Source organism: uncultured Hyphomicrobium sp., assembly GCF_902826555.1.
Lineage (GTDB): Bacteria > Pseudomonadota > Alphaproteobacteria > Rhizobiales > Hyphomicrobiaceae > Hyphomicrobium_C.
Map to the genome: position 1 here is coordinate 18000 of NZ_CADEFI010000014.1, position 17588 is coordinate 35587.

Genomic DNA, 17588 nt, shown 5'->3' on the forward strand with positions numbered 1-17588 from the left:
GCCGGATGCCGACTTTTTCTCGGGACATAAGGACTTGTTTATATCTTATTGCGTCCTGCACCGGTCGCGGTTATAGGAAGGCCATCTTTGCGCCGGGAGGGCCTCAGAGCCCCCGGAAAACGTGAAAACGCTCGCTCAAGGAACTCCCATGGCCGCCACTCAGACCGCCGACAAGGACTACATCGTCAAGGACATGTCGCTCGCCGCTTTCGGCCGCAAGGAGATCGATCTTGCGGAGACGGAGATGCCGGGCCTGATGGCGATCCGCGCCGAGTATGGCCCCAAGCAGCCGCTCAAGGGCGCGCGCATCGCCGGCTCGCTGCACATGACCATCCAGACCGCGGTTCTGATCGAGACCCTGAAGGCGCTTGGCGCCGACGTGCGCTGGGTCTCCTGCAACATCTTCTCGACCCAGGACCACGCCGCGGCCGCCATCGCCGCCGCCGGCACGCCCGTTTTCGCCTTCAAGGGCGAGACGCTCGTCGAGTATTGGGACTTCACCGCGCGTCTCTTCGACTGGCACGGCGGCGGCGTGCCCAACATGATCCTCGATGACGGCGGCGACGCGACCATGCTGGTCCACTACGGCCTGCGTGCGGAGAACGGCGACACCGCCTTCCTGGACAAGCCCGGCTCCGAGGAGGAGGAAATCTTCTTCGCGCTCATCAAGCGTCTTCTGAAAGAGAAGCCCTCGGGCTGGTTCGCGCATGTTGCGACGTCGATCCGCGGCGTCTCCGAGGAAACCACGACCGGAGTGCATCGCCTCTACAAGCTGGCCGAGCAGAACCAGCTTCTGTTCCCGGCCATCAACGTCAACGACAGCGTCACGAAGTCGAAGTTCGACAACCTCTACGGCTGCCGTGAATCGCTCGTCGACGCCATCCGCCGCGGCACCGACGTCATGCTCGCCGGCAAGGTCGCCTTCGTGGCCGGCTTCGGCGACGTCGGCAAGGGTTCGGCCGCCTCGCTCCGTCAGGCCGGTGCCCGTGTCATCGTCTCGGAAGTCGACCCGATCTGTGCCCTCCAGGCCTCGATGGAAGGCTACGAGGTCACCACCATCGAGAACGCGTTCAGCCGCGCGGACATCTATGTCACCGCCACCGGCAACCGCGACATCATCACCGTCGATCACATGCGCCTGATGAAGGATCGCGCCATCGTCTGCAACATCGGCCATTTCGACAACGAGATTCAGGTCGCGGGCCTCAAGAATTTCAAGTGGACCAACATCAAGCCGCAGGTCGATGAGATCGAGTTCCCGTCCGGCAACCGCATCATCCTTTTGTCGGAAGGCCGCCTCGTGAACCTCGGCAACGCCATGGGGCATCCCTCGTTCGTCATGTCGTCCTCGTTCTCGAACCAGACGCTGGCGCAGGTCGATCTCTGGGCCAATCCCGGCAAGTACGAGAAGAAGGTCTACACCTTGCCGAAGGTGCTCGACGAGAAGGTCGCCGCCCTCCACCTCGAGAAGCTGGGCGTGAAGCTCACCAAGCTGCGCCCCGAGCAGGCCGACTACATCGGCGTGCCGGTCGAAGGCCCCTACAAGGCGGATCACTACCGCTACTGAGGCGCAAAAGCCCGAAAATCAGGCCCCGTGACCGGCATAGTGTCCGGTTGCGGGGCTTTTATTTTGTGCTGGTTCACGATCCTGGCACGCACGCGCAAGTCTATCCGGCCCTGTGCCCTCGTGAGGCTGGCATCGGCCCGCGAAGCTCCCCATACTTCGAAAGCGATTCGCCATTTCCGGGCGGCCGCAGCCACGCGCGCGCGGGATCGAACTCCGAGATCGATGTCAGGCAAGAGCCCAACGCCAGAACGGCAGAACACACGGGTCGAGCTCGCCATGCTCGCGCTCGCGAGCCTCGCTTGCGTCACGGTTCTGACGGCGACGCTGGCGTCCGGACGCAGGATCTTCGACAACGGCGGCCTGCCCGGCGGCACCTGGATCCTCGCCGCGCTGGTCACCGTGGCCGGCATCGGCACCGTGTACCTGCTCTATCAGGCGATCGGCACCATGCGCCGTCAGGCGCGCCGCGCCCAGGATGAATCGCGCGAGCTGAGGCGCGCCCTCGCTGCGGCCGAGGCCTTGATGAAGGCCGAGCCGCAGGTGCTCATGCACTGGGAGCAGGGGCGTGGCATTTCCGTCGTCACCAACACCCTGACCGGCGTGCCGGGCCTCCCCACCAACACCGGCGAGCTGGTGCGCTTCAACTTCTGGCTCGACCAGAAAAGCAACGCGGCGCTCAAGTCCGCGCTGGATGGTCTTCTCTCCGAGGGCCGCGCCTTCAACCTGATCCTCAAGACGGCGGCCGGCGGCCACGTCGAGGCGGACGGCCGCGCCGCCGGAAGCCGGGCCGTGCTGCGCTTCAAGGACGTCGCCGGCTACAAGCGCGATCTGTCCGTCATCCTCGATCAGCACATGCGGCTCGCCCGCGACGTGCGCGCGAGCCGTGCGCTTTTGAGCGCGCTCCCGCATCCCGCCTGGCTGCACGACGTGTCGGGGCGCATCACGTGGGTCAACAGCGCCTATGTGAAGGCCGTGGACGCCGAGAGCGAGGCGGAGGTCGTCGACGGTCAGATCCAGTTGCTCGAGTCGCGCCAGCGCAAGAAGGTCGCGCGCGTCCTGAAAACGGGCCAGGTCTTCAAGGAGCGCCTGCCTCTCATCGTCGGCTCCGAAAGGAAGACGCACGAGGTCACCGTGCTGCCGCTGGGTGACGCGACCGCGGGCGCAGCGATCGACGTCGCCGATCTCGAATCCGCGAAGGGTGAGCTCAATCGTCAGATCGCCGCCTACGACCGCACGCTGGACCGCGTCGCCACCGCCGTTGCCATCTTCAACGCCGACCAGAAGCTCACGTTCTTCAACGCCGCTTACCAGAAGCTCTGGCAGCTCGATGCCGGCTGGCTCGCGTCTGCGCCGAGCGACGGTGCCGTGCTTGACCGCCTGCGCGAGCTTGGCCGCCTGCCGGAAGTGGTGAACTACCGCGAATGGAAGTCGAAGGTCCTGAAAGGCTACAAGGACGAGACCGAGCACGAGGATTGGTGGCACCTGCCCGACGGGCGCGATCTGCACGTCATGGCCGCGCAGCGCCCGGATGGCGGCGTGACCTATCTCTACAGGGATGAGACCGAGCGCCTGGCCCTCGAAAGCCGCTACAATGCCCTGATCGGCGTGCAGACGGAGACCTTGAACAGCCTCAATGAGGGCGTCGCCGTGTTCGGTACCGACGGCCGGCTCCAGCTCCACAATTCGGCCTTCGCATCCATCTGGAAGCTGTCCCGCCAGCAGCTCGACGAGCGGCCGCACATCGACGAGTTCATCCGTGTCACGCAGGTGCTGCACGGCGAATTCGCGCCGTGGGCCGAGATCAGCCGAGCGGTCACGTCCTTCGACATGCGCGAGCCCATCGAGGGCCAGATGGTGCGCCCCGACAGCAGCGTCATCGACTACGCCGTGACGCCGCTTCCCGACGGCGGCACGTTGCTCACCTTCGTCGACGTGACCGACTCGAAGCGCTACGAGCGGGCGCTGATCGAGCGCAACGAGGCTCTCGTCACCGCCGACACGCTGAAGAACCAGTTCATCGGCCACATCTCCTACGAGCTTCGCACGCCGCTGACCAACATCATCGGTTTCAGCGAGCTGCTGGCCAACCCGATCTTCGGCGTGCTGACGCCGCGCCAGCGTGACTATCTCGACGACATTTCCTTCTCGTCGAAGACGCTTCTCGCCATCATCGACGACATCCTCGACCTGTCCGCCATCGATGCCGGCGGGCTGGAGCTGAAGCTCGCCAAGGTCGACGTCCAGGCCGTCATCGATCAAGCCATCAACGGCGTGCGCGAACGCGCCGCACGCGCCCGCCTCACGCTCGACATCGCCGTCGCCGACGATGCGACGGGCTTCATCGCCGACGAGCAGCGCGTGCGTCAGGTGCTTTACAATCTGCTGTCCAACGCCGTGGGCTTCTCGAAGCCCGAGGGCGTGGTGCATCTCTCGTGCTGGCGCGAGGGCGGAACCATGGTGTTCTCGGTGGAGGACCAGGGGGTCGGCATCCCCAAGGAGCAGCAGGCTCGTATTTTCGAGCGTTTCGAAAGCCGCAGCCAGGGCAGCAAGCATCGCGGGGCCGGTGTCGGCCTGTCCATCGTCAAAAGCCTCGTCGATCTGCACGGCGGGGACATGACGCTCGACAGCGAGCCTGGAAGAGGAACCAAGGTCACGGTACGTTTCCCCGAGCGTGGCCTCGAGCAAAAGAATGTCCCCACAGGCACTGAAGCAGCAGCAAGACTGGCGCGTGGTTGACACGGACGAGGCGTCGGTCGTCCGCTTGGCGGAGCGCATCGCGCTGAAGCTCGCCGTAGGCGACCTGCTGGCACTTTCGGGCACCCCTGCCCTCCGGGCGACGTTCGCGCGCGCCCTCGTCCGCGCCCTTCTCGGCGATCCTGGGGCAGAGGTCCCGAGCCCGATCGGATCGCGCGCACAGATCTACACCACGCCCCGTCTCGCGCTGGCCCACCTCGATTTACACGCCGCCGCTCTATCCGCGCTTGATACCCGCCTGGCCGACGGCGCCGTTGTCGTCGAAATTGCGGAGCCGATGCCGGGCCGCCCCGCCACCAACCGCCTCGACATCCACGTCACCCCCGGCGCGTTGCACCTCACGGGACATGGCACCTGGGTGTCACGGCTCGCCCGCCTCGAAGTCATGTCGGGCTTTCTCGACGCACATCCGCCATGGGATGCGGCAATGCCCGCCTACCTGCAAGGCGATGCCTCCGCCCGCGCTTACGCACGCCTCGGTTCCGCCCGCAGCTCGGCGATCCTCATGGATCAGCCCCGCCAGCCGGACGGGCCGCCGATCAGGAACGGCCTGCCCTACAGCCGCATCGCGAAACTGGCAGAGGATGTACGGCCGTTCGTGGCCGTGGCGTCTGCGCTGCGCGAGGCCGAGCTGAGCGCTCCCGAGATCTACGCGACCGATCTCGACCGCGGCTTCCTCGTGCTCGAAGACTTCGGCGATCGTGTCTTCGGAGCCGAGATCGAGAACGGCACCTCGCAGGCCGAGCTCTGGCGAGCCGCCACCGACACATTGATTGCGCTGGCCCGCGTGCCTGTGCCGGGATCGATCGCGCTCCCCGATGGAACGAGCCACCATGTCCCGCGCCAGGACGCGGCCGTGCTCGGCATCGAGGTCGAGCTCTTGCCCGACTGGTACTGGCGCGCGATTTACGGCGCACCGGTCCCCTCCGAGATCCGCGCCGAGTTCATGGACGCCTGGCAGGGCATCTTCGCGCGCCTCGCGTCCGAGCCTGCCGGCTGGGTGCTGCGCGACTACCACTCGCCCAACCTCGTCTGGCTGCCCGAGCGTGACGGCCCGCGCCGCGCCGGTCTCCTCGACTTCCAGGACGCTCTCTGCGGCTCCGCGGCCTATGATCTTGTCTCGCTGCTCGAGGATGCCCGTCTCGACGTCCCGCCGGCGCTGGAGGACGAGTTGCTGGCCCATTACCTCGGGCAGCGGGGCACCGAACCCGCGTTCGATCGCGACGCGTTCAGCTTCGCCTACGCGGCCCTCGGCGTTCAGCGCAACACCAAGATCCTGGGCATTTTTGCGCGCCTCGCGATGCGCGATGGCAAACATACGTATTTACGTCACATCCCGCGCCTATGGCGGTATCTGGCGCGCGGGCTCGCCCATCCCGAGCTTGCCGCCCTCGCCCGTTGGTTCGATCGCCACCTTCCGGATTCCATCCGCCACCAACCGCCCGCAGTTCCACTCCCCGGGAGCCCGCCTGCATGACCGACAAGGTGACGACTGCCATGGTGCTGGCCGCCGGCCTCGGCACGCGCATGCGCCCGCTGACGGACACCATGCCGAAGCCACTGGTGCCGCTGTGCGGGAAGCCCCTTATCGACCATGTGCTCGATCGCTTGGCGGCCGGCGGCATCGAGCGCGCTGTCGTCAATGTCCACCACTTCGCCGATCAGGTCGAAGGCCATCTGAAGGGCCGCAAGAAGCCCGCCATCACCATATCGGACGAGCGCGGCGAGCTACTGGATACCGGCGGCGGAGTGGTGAAGGCGCTGCCGCTGCTCGGCAAAGCTCCGTTCGTCATCCACAACTCGGATTCCGCCTGGATCGACGGTATCGGCTCCAACATCGCCCGCCTCGCTACAGCCTTCGACGCCAAGCGCATGGACAGTCTCCTGCTGCTCGCCCTCGGCGCCACCAGTATCGGCTATGACGGCCACGGCGATTTTCTCATGTCGCAGGATGGCGCGCTCGAGCGTCGCGGCGAGCGTCGCGAGTCGCCATTCGCCTTCACCGGCGTTTCCATCGCCCATCCGCGCCTGTTCGAGGACGCGCCCAAGGGGCGTTTCTCCCTCAACGTGTTATGGGACCGTGCCATCGCCCGCGGCCGCCTTTTTGGGCTCAGGCTCGACGGCGTGTGGATGCACGTCGGCACGCCGCAATCTGTCCAGGACGCGGAACAGTGGATAGCCCGCGCGGCAAGCGCCTGATTGCCCCCGTCCCGGTGGTATACCCGGCTGTAACTTCAAGCCGAATCGATCCACGGGAGCGGCACGCTGCAGGCGCGCGCAAACATCTACACGGTTGAAGCCGGGCGCTCGTTCCTCGATTGCCTCGCCGCCGCCGTTCTTGACGGCACCCTGCCGGCAGGCGGCGGACGCGCGCCGGGTCTCATGGAGCTGCCGCGCGTCACGCTCTACTTGCCGACACGCCGCGCCACGCGAGCCTTGCAGGATGCGTTTCTTCGGGCTTCGGGCGGGCGCGCGCTTCTACTTCCGCGCATCGTGCCCATCTCGGAAGGTGAGGAGGATCTGTCCCTCATCGCCGCTGTGGCATCCGGCGTCGATCCGGGCACATCCAACATCCCGCCTGCCATCGGCGAGCTGGAACGCCGCCTTGTGCTGACGAGCCTCATTCGTCGCTGGACCGAGGCCATGCGCAGCGCCGAAGGGGAAGCGTCCACCACGGCCGCGTCGACCTCCGCCCAGGCCGCCCTGCTGGCCAAGGAGCTCGCTCAGCTGATGGACATGGTCGAGACCGAGGACGTGAGCCTCGATAGTCTCGCCAAGCTCGTCCCCGAAACCTTCTCCGAGCACTGGCAGAGGACGCTTCGCTTTCTTGAGATCGTCACCCAGGCGTGGCCGGGCTATCTGGCCCAGTCCGGGATGCTCTCCGCCGCCGGCCGCCGCAATGCCGTCATCCGGGCCGAGGCCGAGCGCTTGTCGGCGAGCTTGCCGTTGCACCCGGTCATCGTCGCCGGCGTGACGGGCTCGATTCCGGCGACCGTGGAGCTGATGCGCGCCGTGGCCGCTCTGCCGAACGGCGCCATCGTGCTGCCCGCCCTCGATACGGATCTCGATGCTGAAAGCTGGCGCGCCATCGGCCTTGAGAATCCCAAGGATCAGCATCCCGAGCATCCGCAGTTCGGCTTGAAGAAGCTCCTCGACGCGCTCTCATGCTCGCGCAGTGACGTCGAGCGTTTGGGGGAGGCGTCCTCCACAGCGGCGCGAGCGCGCACGCGCCTCATCGCCGAGGCGATGCGCCCGGCCGGCACCACGCAGCGGTGGGAAGCCTTCGCGGCCGCCGCGCGCCACGATCCCGTCGCTGCCGCGCCCCAGGGCCTGAGCCTCGTCGAGGCGCCGACGGCTCAGGACGAGGCGGAGGCCGTGGCCCTCATTCTGCGTCAGGCGGCGGAGACGCCCGGCAAGACCGCCGCGCTCGTCTCGCCCGACCGTTTTCTCGCGCGCCGGGTGGCGATCCGTCTCGAAGCCTGGGGCATCAAGGTCGACGACTCGGCGGGCCGTCCGCTCGGCAAGACGCCCCCCGGCGCCTTCCTCGATCTCGTGATCAACGCCGCTACCTCGCGCTTTGCGTCTGCCGAGACGGTCGCGCTTTTGAAACACCCGCTGACGCGTTTGCGGCTGGATCCGTTCGCCGCCCGCCGCGCCGCCCGCGCACTCGAGATCGCGACCTTCCGCGCGCCGTATCTGGGCGAAGGCCTCGCGGGCATCGAGGCGGCCTTCGAGCGCGCTGCCGAAACATGGACGGAGAAGCGGCGTCTGCACCGCGCCGCCGAGCGCCTCTGGGCCGAGGATTGGCAAGGCGCCCGTGATCTGCTGCTCCGGTTGCGGACCGCCTTCGCGCCGCTGCTCGCCCTCTACGAGCGTGCCGAGCCGGCGCCCCTCCGCGACCTGGTCCTGGCCCACTGCGCCGCTGCCGAGGCGGTTGCGCAGTTGCCGGAGGAAGAGCGCGCCGCCTCCGAGGACGAAAGCCCGCTCTGGCGCGACGAAGCCGGTGAGACAGCCGCGCGCTTCTTCGCGGGCCTGCTCGACGAAAATCTGCCTGCGCTCGATCTGCCCGCGACCGACTACGCGGATCTCTACCGCAGCCTCGCTTCCTCCGAGACGGTGCGCCCGCGTGGTCCCGTACATCCGCGCCTGTTCATCTGGGGCCCGTTCGAAGCGCGCCTGCAGCAGACCGATGTCGTCATCCTGGGCTCGCTCAACGACGGCACGTGGCCCAAGTCGTCGGATCCCGGCGCTTGGCTCAACCGGCCCATGCGGCAAGCCCTCGGCCTGCCCTCGCCGGAAGAGCAGATCGGCCAGTCGGCGCACGATTTCGCCACCCTGCTTGCGGCTCCCCAGGTGATCCTGACGCGCGCCGAGAAGAAGGACGGCGTGCCGACCGTCCCCTCGCGCTGGCTCTTGCGGCTTCAGGCCCTGCTGAACGGCATGGGCGTCGCCGATGCGTTGAAGCCGAGCGAGCCCTGGCTCGCCTGGGCCCGCCAGCGCGACAACATCGCACCGGTCCCGCGCCTCTCCGTTCCCGAGCCGCGTCCCGCCATCGCGCAGCGGCCACGCAAGCTCTCCGTGTCGGCCGTCGAAAAATGGATCGCCAACCCGTACACGATCTTCGCCGGCGAGATCCTGAAGCTTGCGCCCCTTCCGCCGCTGGGCGAGGCGCCCGGGCCTGCACTCCGCGGCAGCATCATCCACGATGCGCTCTCGGCCTTCGCGAAAGCCTACCCGTCGGATCTGCCGGAGAACATTGAGGCTGAGTTGGTGCGCTTCGCGCGCGAGACGTTGGAGGCCTACGCCGCCCACCCGCGCATCGCCGCCTTCTGGATCCCGCGCTTCGAGCGTTTCGCCACCTGGTTCGCGGCAACCGAGCCGTCGCGCCGCAGCGCCGTGTCCGAGGTGAGAGCCGAGGTCACGGGCGATCTCGTCTTCGATGCGCCGGCCGGTCCATTCCGGCTCAGAGCTCGCGCCGATCGCATCGACATTCTGGACGATGCCATCGTCATCTCCGACTACAAGACCGGCATTCCGCCGCCCGACAAGAAGGTCCTCGAAGGCGTCTATCCGCAGCTGCCGTTGGAAGCCGCCATCGCGCGCGATGCGGTGCTCGGTTTCGAGAAAGTTCCGAAGCGGCCGGTTGCGGCGCTGAGGTACATCCGCGCATCAGGCGGCGAGCCGCCCGGCGACGAGCGCGATATCAAGGCATCCGACATCGCCGCGCTGAGCGAGCAGGCCCTCGATGGCCTGAAACGCCACGTCGCGCGCTTCGACGACGAGCGCACGCCCTATCGCCCGTTGCGGCGGTCGCGCTTCAGCAACGCCCACGACGACTACGCGCATCTGGCGCGCGTCGCCGAGTGGTCGTCGGGTGCAGGTGTTGAGGAGGACGCCTAGCCCATGTCGGCGCTCATTGAGCATAAGTCGATCGAGATCGAGCTGGAACGCACACGGCAGCGCCAGGCCGCCGCGGCGGATCCCGCCGCGTCCGTATGGGTCAGCGCCAACGCCGGCACAGGCAAGACCCACGTGCTGACCATGCGCGTGCTGCGTCTGTTGTTGGCCGGCACGCCGCCGGAACGCATTCTTTGCCTCACCTACACCAAGGCCGCCGCGGCCGAGATGTCGAAGCGTGTCTTCGACAGCCTCTCGAAGTGGGTCATGCTGCCCGACGCCGAGCTCGAAAAGACCCTTCTCGCATTCTTGGGCCGCGAGCCCAATGTGGCGGAGATGGCGCTCGCCCGCACACTTTTCACGCGCGCCACCGAGACGCCGGGCGGTCTGTCCGTGCAGACCATTCACGCCTTCGCCGAGCGGCTGCTGCAGCGCTTTCCGCTCGAGGCCGGCGTCACGCCCGGCTTCGCTATCCTCGACGATCAGACCTCGCGCAAGCTGATGCGCGAGGCCATCGATCACGTGATCGGCAACGCCGCGCGCCAGCGGGCGACCACCATGGGCCGTGCGTTGGAGACGGCAATTCGCTACGCCGCCGACGACCGTTTCGATGAAATTCTCGCCGATGCGCTGAAGCACCGGGAATGGCTCGAGACCGCCGCCCAGCTGACGCTCGACGTCGTGGACGGGCTGTTCCGTCGTCACTTCGCAGTGCGCGACGGCGTCTCGCGCGCCGCCATCGAGGCCGAGGCCGCAACCATCCTTTCGCCGCGCGATCTCATGCACCTGCGCGACGTGTTGCGCGGCGGCGGCAAGACCGACGCCAGCATGGCCGACAAGATCGCGGCCGCGCTTACTGCTGCTACGGACCGCGCGCGCATGGAGGCCCTGTCTGGGCTGTTCCTTAAGAGCGATGGCAGCCCGCGGGACAAGTTCCTCACCAACGCTCTGAAGACGAAGAACCCCGAAATAGATCCCATGCTCTCTCGCGCACAGTCGCGATTTCTCGCGCTCTGGGCCGAGCAGCAGGGCGCCGCCGTCGTCGAGGCAACGATGGCGTTGCTGCGCCTCGCCGAAGCCGTGCAGAGCCGGTACAATGACGCCAAGGTCCGCCGTGCCGCCCTCGATTTCGACGATCTCATCATGCACACCAAGCGGCTGCTTTCGGAAAGAGGCTCCGCGGAGTGGGTGCTCTACAAACTCGACAATGGCCTTGACCATATCCTGGTGGACGAAAGCCAGGACACGAGCCCGTCGCAGTGGCGTGTCGTCGAGGCTATCGTCAACGAGTTCTTCTCCGGCACCGGCGCGCGCGAGGATATCGTGCGCACGCTCTTTGCGGTCGGCGACGAGAAACAATCGATCTACTCGTTCCAGGGCGCGGCCCCCGAGATGTTCTCGGCCATGGGCAACCGCTTTGCGGAGCTCGGCCGCAGCGCCGGCGCCACTTGGCGCAGCGTGCCGCTCACCCTGTCGTTCCGCACCGTGGCGCCGGTGCTGACGGCGGTCGATCGCGTCTTTTCCGATCCGCTGCGCACGCCGGGGGTAACGCCCGCGCCTCACGCCGTGAAGCGCGCCGGCCACGGCGGCGTGGTGGAGATTTGGCCGACTGAGATCTACGAGGACATCGCGCCCGCCGATGCCTGGTCGCCGCTCGACGAGCAGTCGGCCGAGCCGCCGGTCGTTCGCCTAGCAAACCGCATCGCCGACACCATCAAAGGATGGCTGGCGCGCGGCGAGACGCTGGCATCCACCGGCCGCCCCATCGAGCCGGGCGACATCCTCATTCTGGTGCGCAAGCGCCCGCCCTTCGCCGCGCCCATGGTGCAGGCGTTGAAGGCACGCGGCATCCCCGTCGCCGGCGCCGACCGCATGAACCTCACCGACCAGATCGCCGTCCAGGACATCCTGTCCCTTGGCGATTTCCTGACCCTGCCCGAGGACGACCTCGCTCTGGCCGAGGTGCTGAAAAGCCCCATATTCGGCTTGGACGATGCGGACCTGACGGACCTTGCCTACGGACGCAAAGGCACGCTCTGGAAGGCGCTCCTTGAGAAGAGCAAGGAAACGGAACGCTACCTTGAGGCCGCGTCCACGCTGAAGCGGTGGCGCAAGGCCGCTGACTTCCGTCCGCCGTTCGAGTTCTTCGCCGATCTTCTGGAGCGCGATGGCGTGCGCGCCAAGCTCATCGCGCGCCTCGGTCCCGACGCTGCCGATCCGCTCGACGAGTTTCTGAACCTGGCTCTCACCTACGACGACGGCGCGCCGCCCTCGCTCGCGGGCTTCCTTGCCTTCATGCGCGACGGCGAGCGTGACATCAAACGTGACATGGAGCACGGCCGCAATCAGGTCCGCGTCATGACCGTTCACGGCGCCAAGGGCCTCGAGGCCCCGATCGTGTTCCTGCCCGATACGACGAGCGCAGGCTCTGCGTCGAGCCAGGGCGGCAAACCCATGAAGCTCGACGCCATCGAGCGCCCGGCCGCCACGCCGCCGCCCTTCATCTGGCCGGTGAAGGGGACGAGTGGCCTCGATCCCATTCGCGAGGCGCGCGACGCGCAAAAGGCGCGCGAGCGCCAGGAAGCGAACCGCCTGCTTTACGTGGCCATGACGCGCGCCCGCGACCGCCTCTACGTCGCCGGCTTCGAAAGCAAATCCGGCCTCGACGCCGGCTGCTGGTACGAGCTGATCCGCAACGGCCTCGATGGCGTGCTCGAACGCGTGACGGCGAGCGACGGCCGTCAGGTTCTGCGCCTGTCCATGCCACAGACCGCGCCGCCCGAGGCGCCGAAGCTCATCCACGCAGCCGAGCAGGGCATGGAGCCGCTGCCTCCCTGGAGTGCCGCGCCGGCGCCGCGTGAGCCCCAGCTTTCGATCCCGCTGGCTCCGTCGCGCCTGGCGCCCTATGACACCGACGACGAAGGCGAGCCGCTTCGAACGCCGCCGCCGCGGGATCCGCAGTCGGAGCCTGCGGTCCTGAGCCCGGTCGCGTCGAGCCCGGCAAAACGCGCCGGAGAGAACCGCTTCCTGCGCGGCACGCTGACCCACGCCCTGCTGCAGCACCTGCCGTCCGTCGACCGCAAGGCATGGCCCAAGGCCGCGAAAGCCTTCCTCGCCGAGCGCGGGCGCGGCCTCCCCGCCCGGACGCTGGCCAGCATCGCAGCCGAGACGCTGACAATCTTGTCCGACGCCGACTTTGCGCCGGTGTTCGGGGCCGGAAGCCAGGCCGAGGTGCCGATTGTCGCCGTCATCCCGCGTCCGGACGGGGCTGGCCCGCCGCTGCGTATCGCCGGCCAGATCGACCGGTTGGCCGTGCTCGAGGATCGGGTGCTGATCGTGGACTACAAGACCAACCGCGGCGCCCCGCCATCGCCCGCCGACGTGGCGCCGGCCTACCTGTACCAGCTGGCCGCCTACCGGCTGGCCGTGCGCGAAATCGCCCCGGACAAGCCCGTCCGGGCGGCCCTTCTTTGGACGCAGGGCCCCGTTCTCATGGAGATCCAGGACGAGGTCCTCGCCGTATACACCAGCGAATTATGGCGGTTGGACCACGATCGCCTCGGATCTTAGCCGTCCGGGGCGTGAATGATCGGTCCCATCAAGGAGATACCGCCCGACTTGACGCCTGACGGGGCCATTCTTACGTTCTGAGCCCGCTCGAGGGCACCAACCATTCGGCCATGTGCCGAAGAAGGAGATTCGAATGACCGCACTCGTATCCGACAAGACGTTCGACGAAGAGGTCCTGAAGTCGAAGGAGCCCGTGCTCGTCGACTTCTTCGCCGAGTGGTGTGGTCCCTGTAAAGCCATGGCGCCCGCCCTGGAGCAGGTGGCTGCCGAGCAGAAGGGCAAGGTCAAGATCGTGAAGATCGACGTCGACCAGAGCCCGGCCATCACCACCAAGTATGGCATTCGCGCCATGCCGACGCTGATCCTGTTCAAGGACGGCCAGGTTGCCGGCCAGCACGTCGGCGCGCTTGTGCAGAAGCGCAAGCTCGAGGAGTGGTTGGGCTCGCAGATCGGCGAGAGCCTCGTCGCCAAGGCCTGACGCGCTGTTGAGCGCTGAATTCGACAGGGCTCCGATCACTCGGAGCCCTTTTTCGTTGGGCGACCCGCAAGCCTCCTCATGTCATCCTCGACGTCATGCGAGCATCCACCCCTACGCGAGGGCGAGACGACGGGACATTCATCGGTCCGGCCGCTTGTTCCCGTTGATGCCCGGATCCACCGGGACAAGCCCGAGGATGACCGTTGCGGCATCTTCTCGAAGCGAGGTCAGTTCGCCTGCGGCTCGACGCCTTCCTGCAGCGCCAGCACGTGCCCGGCGAGGTAGAGCGAGCCTGTGATCAGGACGCGCTTGGGCCCCGGATCGAGCGCATCGATCCGCTTCAAGGCCGCTTCCACCGACGGCGCAGGCTCGGCACTGAGCGAGACGGAGCGCGCGGCATCCGCGAGCCCTTCCGGCGTGAAGGGTGCCTCGTGCGCGCCCGGGATCGGCACCCCGACCACGTGCCGCGCAAGCCCGCGGAACGAGCCGAGGAACCCGGCCGCATCCTTGAGGCCGAGCATGCCGACGATGAGGTAGAGCGGCTTCGGCGCCCGCTCTTCGAGGTCTGCGAGCGATTGCGCAAGCACGAGCCCCGCCGCGGGATTGTGTCCGCCGTCGAGCCACAACTCCGAGCCGGGCTTCAGGAGAGACGGCAGCGGGCCCCCGTCGATGCGCTGCATGCGCGCCGGCCATCGTGCCGAGATGAGCCCGCGCTCGATGGCCCCTTCGTCGATCTCGACGCACGTGAGTTCGAGCGCCGCAGCAACGGCCGTTCCCGCATTGATGATCTGATGCCGCCCGACGAGAGCCGGCAGCGGCAGGTCGAGAAGCTGGTCGGCCTTCTGCACGACGAGCCGCCCGCGCTGCTCGTAGGCATCGTAGTCCTGTCCCCAGACATAGAGCCGCGCACCCTTGCGCGCCGCCTCGTGCGCGATCACGTCGAGCACGTTGTCTTCCTGCTGCGAGACGATGCAGTTGACGCCGCGCTTCAGAATGCCGGCCTTTTCCGCTGCGATCAGCTCGAGCGTATTGCCCAGCTTCTCGGCGTGGTCGAGCGAGATTGGCGTCAGGATGGTGAGCGCCGGCGTGTCGATGACGTTCGTTGCGTCGAGCCGGCCGCCGAGCCCGACTTCCAGAAGCACGATGTCGGCCTGATGCTCGGCGAAGGCTAGCAGCGCCGCTGCCGTCGTGATTTCGAATTGCGTGATGTCGTCGCCGCTGTTGACCGATTGCGTGCGCTTGAGCACGTCGACCAGATCGGCCTCCGAGATCGGCTGCGTGAGCCCGTCGGCCTGAGCCAGTTCGATGCGCTCGTGAAAGCGCACCAGATGCGGAGACGTGTACACGTGTACCCGCTTGCCGGCGGCCGTCAGCATGGCCTTGAGGTAGGCGGTGACGGAGCCCTTGCCGTTCGTGCCGGCGATGTGCACGACAGGCGGCAGCGCCTTGTGTGGATTGCCGAGCTTGGCCAAAAGACGTTCCACCCGGCCCAACGAAAGATCGATGAGCTTCGGATGCAGGAGCTTCATGTCCGCGAGGAGCTGGTCGCTCGTTAGAATGTCACGCCCCTCCGTTTTCGAGGCCCGGTCTCGCCAAAGACGTAGAGCGCGATTGCGGTGAAATCAAAAGCAATCACGCTCTAGAGAATGCCCCGAGCCACGTGCGGGTCAACCCTGCTGGTGATGATTTTGAGAAATCCTGCGCGCAATTCCCGCGTGCGGGTGCCCTCGATCAGTTCCTGGGCTGGCTCCGCGGCTCGACGGTATCCGGATCGTCGTCGTCGTCGCCCCGCGCGTGGAAGCGTTCACTATCTTTCACCGGCTCGAGCTCGAGCGCCGTGGTCTCGATCAGCTTTCCATCCACCACCGCGCCATTGCTCTGCGACTTGCCGTTGCCGCGCCGGGATTTGCCGGTTTCGGCCGAGGCACCTTGCGTCAACAGGGTGCAGATCCGGCTCAACGTCTCCCGCATCTTGTGGCGGTGCACGACCATGTCGATCATGCCGTGACTCAGCAGGTACTCGGCGCGCTGGAACCCATCCGGAAGCTGCTCGCGGATGGTTTGCTGAATGACGCGGGGCCCCGCAAAACAGATGAGCGCTCCGGGCTCGGCGATGTGGATGTCACCCAGCATCGCATAGGACGCCGTGACGCCGCCCGTCGTCGGGTCCGTCAGCACGACGATGTACGGGAGCTTGGCTTCGCGCAGGCGCTGCACGGCAATGGTGGTGCGCGGCATCTGCATGAGCGACAGGATGCCTTCCTGCATGCGCGCTCCGCCCGAGGCCGCGAACAGAATGAACGGGGCCTTGATGGCGACCGCCCGCAGCATGCCGGCGATCACCGCCTCGCCGGCCGCCATGCCGAGCGATCCGGCCATGAACTCGAAATCCTGCGCTGCTGCCACCGCGCGCCGCCCATCGAGCAATCCTTCGCCGACGAGAATGGCGTCGTCCATGCCCGTCTTGGTGCGAGCATCCTTGAGGCGATCGGTGTAGCGGCGTCCATCGCGGAAGCGCAACGGATCCTGCGCCACTGAAGGCACGGGCACGGGCTCGAAAACGCCGCCGTCGAACAGGCTCGTGAGCCGCGCGCGCGAGCCCATTTTCATGTGATAGTTGGAGCCTGGAACGACGAATTGGTTGGCTTCGAGGTCTTTGTAAAAGACCATCTGCCCCGTCTCCGGGCATTTGACCCAGAGGTTCTCCGGCACTTCGCGCTTCGTGGTGAGGAAGCTGCGGATCTTGGGCCGGACGACGTTGTTGATCCAGTTCACGCTTGACCGCTCCTGAAGTGCTCGCCGCGCACGCGGCACAATGAAACAAACACCCGCACCATCGTAGTCTCGTCTGCCCGCGGGGCAGCGCCATGCCGTAAGCCGATCAGAAGTTCATGAGCCTCGCCGACACGCGTCGATCACGACGTCCTGAGGGCCGCGCTCAGACCATCGACCAAACTTAGGACGGAGCCTGCCGTATTACCAGTCGCCCGCCCGTCCTGGGTTAAGCTCGTTTCGATGGCCCTGACCAGGGCCGAGCCGACCACGACGCCGTCTGCACCTTTTGCCAGGGCGCGGGCCTGCTCGGGTGTTCTTACGCCAAATCCGACCGCCACGGGAAGTGTTGTCGCGGCCTTGAGGCGCGCCACCTGCAGTTGCACGTCGTCCGGATTGGCCGAGGCGGCGCCGGTGATCCCGGTGATCGAGACATAGTAAAGAAAACCGGACGTGTTTTTCAGCACGGTCTTCAAGCGCTTATCGTCGGTGGTCGGAGTGGCGAGGCGGATGAAGTTGAGCCCCCTCTCCACCGCGGGCAGGCATAGCTCCTCGTCGGCCTCCGGCGGAATGTCCACAACGATCAGTCCATCCACACCGGCCTGAGTCGCCTCGTCGAGGAATTTCTCCGCAGGGTGGACGTAGATGGGATTGTAGTAGCCCATCAGAACGATCGGCGTGTCGGCATCGGTTTTCCGGAATTGCCGCACCAGATCGAGGGTCTTCTTCATCGTGTGTCCGGCCTTGAGCGCACGCAGCGACGAGGCCTGGATCGCCGGACCGTCGGCCATCGGATCCGAGAACGGCATGCCGAGTTCGATGACGTCGGCCCCCGCCTTCGGCAATCCGTTGAGGATCTTCTGCGAGGTTTCGAGGTCGGGATCGCCCGCGGTGATGAAGGTGACGAGCGCCGCACGCCCCTCTTTCTTCAGCGCCGCGAAGCGCCGGTCGATCCGAGTTTCATTTTTATTGGTCAAAGCTTGATCCCCAGATATCCGGCAACCGCGAACACGTCCTTGTCGCCGCGTCCGCACATGTTCATGACGAGCA

At 66.7% G+C, this 17588-nt stretch carries 10 protein-coding genes; 7 read left to right on the forward strand and 3 right to left on the reverse strand.

The annotated features are described in order from the left end of the window. Positions 1-148 precede the first annotated feature (148 nt). The 7 genes from ahcY to trxA all read left to right on the forward strand — a co-directional run bounded on the left by ahcY (position 149) and on the right by trxA (position 13766). Positions 149-1567 (forward strand): adenosylhomocysteinase, encoded by a 1419-nt coding sequence (ahcY, locus tag QZV93_RS08195; protein WP_295557496.1) that lies wholly within the window; start codon positions 149-151, stop codon positions 1565-1567. Positions 1568-1789: 222 nt separating this feature from the next. Beyond that, a complete protein-coding gene (locus tag QZV93_RS08200; RefSeq protein ID WP_295557497.1) occupies positions 1790-4303 on the forward strand; it encodes a PAS domain-containing sensor histidine kinase in 2514 nt (837 codons plus the stop codon). Then, positions 4257-5798, forward strand: a complete 1542-nt coding sequence (locus QZV93_RS08205; RefSeq protein ID WP_295557499.1) for a phosphotransferase — start codon at positions 4257-4259, stop codon at positions 5796-5798. The genes QZV93_RS08200 and QZV93_RS08205 overlap by 47 nt, the downstream gene beginning before the upstream one ends. Next, a complete protein-coding gene (locus tag QZV93_RS08210) occupies positions 5795-6520 on the forward strand; it encodes a nucleotidyltransferase family protein (RefSeq protein ID WP_295557501.1) in 726 nt (241 codons plus the stop codon). The genes QZV93_RS08205 and QZV93_RS08210 overlap by 4 nt, the downstream gene beginning before the upstream one ends. An 84-nt stretch (positions 6521-6604) precedes the next feature. Next, entirely contained in the window at positions 6605-9721 is a 3117-nt protein-coding gene (addB, locus tag QZV93_RS08215; protein WP_295557579.1) for a double-strand break repair protein AddB, read from the forward strand. A 3-nt stretch (positions 9722-9724) separates the two neighbouring features. Further along, a complete protein-coding gene (addA, locus tag QZV93_RS08220) occupies positions 9725-13288 on the forward strand; it encodes a double-strand break repair helicase AddA (protein ID WP_295557503.1) in 3564 nt (1187 codons plus the stop codon). 133 nt (positions 13289-13421) lie between these two features. Continuing rightward, entirely contained in the window at positions 13422-13766 is a 345-nt protein-coding gene (gene trxA / locus QZV93_RS08225) for a thioredoxin (protein WP_295557505.1), read from the forward strand. A 227-nt stretch (positions 13767-13993) separates the two neighbouring features. Here the strand turns inward: trxA and QZV93_RS08230 are convergent, their stop codons facing one another. The 3 genes from QZV93_RS08230 to trpA all read right to left on the reverse strand — a co-directional run bounded on the left by QZV93_RS08230 (position 13994) and on the right by trpA (position 17515). Continuing rightward, a complete protein-coding gene (locus tag QZV93_RS08230) occupies positions 13994-15295 on the reverse strand; it encodes a folylpolyglutamate synthase/dihydrofolate synthase family protein (protein WP_295557507.1) in 1302 nt (433 codons plus the stop codon). A 202-nt stretch (positions 15296-15497) separates the two neighbouring features. Continuing rightward, positions 15498-16541, reverse strand: a complete 1044-nt coding sequence (accD, locus tag QZV93_RS08235) for an acetyl-CoA carboxylase, carboxyltransferase subunit beta (protein WP_295557509.1) — start codon at positions 16539-16541, stop codon at positions 15498-15500. Positions 16542-16681: 140 nt separating this feature from the next. Next, positions 16682-17515: a tryptophan synthase subunit alpha gene (trpA, locus tag QZV93_RS08240; protein ID WP_295557511.1), complete on the reverse strand. Its 834-nt coding sequence runs from the start codon at positions 17513-17515 to the stop codon at positions 16682-16684. Between the last annotated feature and the right edge of the window lie 73 nt (positions 17516-17588).

Excerpts from the sequence above, each read along its gene's own strand:
- ahcY (WP_295557496.1), top strand. The coding sequence starts at position 149 with ATGGCCGCCACTCAGACCGCCGACAAGGACTACATCGTCAAGGACATG.
- QZV93_RS08200 (WP_295557497.1), top strand. The coding sequence starts at position 1,790 with ATGTCAGGCAAGAGCCCAACGCCAGAACGGCAGAACACACGGGTCGAG.
- QZV93_RS08205 (WP_295557499.1), top strand. The coding sequence starts at position 4,257 with ATGTCCCCACAGGCACTGAAGCAGCAGCAAGACTGGCGCGTGGTTGAC.
- QZV93_RS08210 (WP_295557501.1), top strand. The coding sequence starts at position 5,795 with ATGACCGACAAGGTGACGACTGCCATGGTGCTGGCCGCCGGCCTCGGC.
- addA (WP_295557503.1), top strand. The coding sequence starts at position 9,725 with ATGTCGGCGCTCATTGAGCATAAGTCGATCGAGATCGAGCTGGAACGC.
- trxA (WP_295557505.1), top strand. The coding sequence starts at position 13,422 with ATGACCGCACTCGTATCCGACAAGACGTTCGACGAAGAGGTCCTGAAG.
- QZV93_RS08230 (WP_295557507.1), bottom strand. The coding sequence starts at position 15,295 with ATGAAGCTCCTGCATCCGAAGCTCATCGATCTTTCGTTGGGCCGGGTG.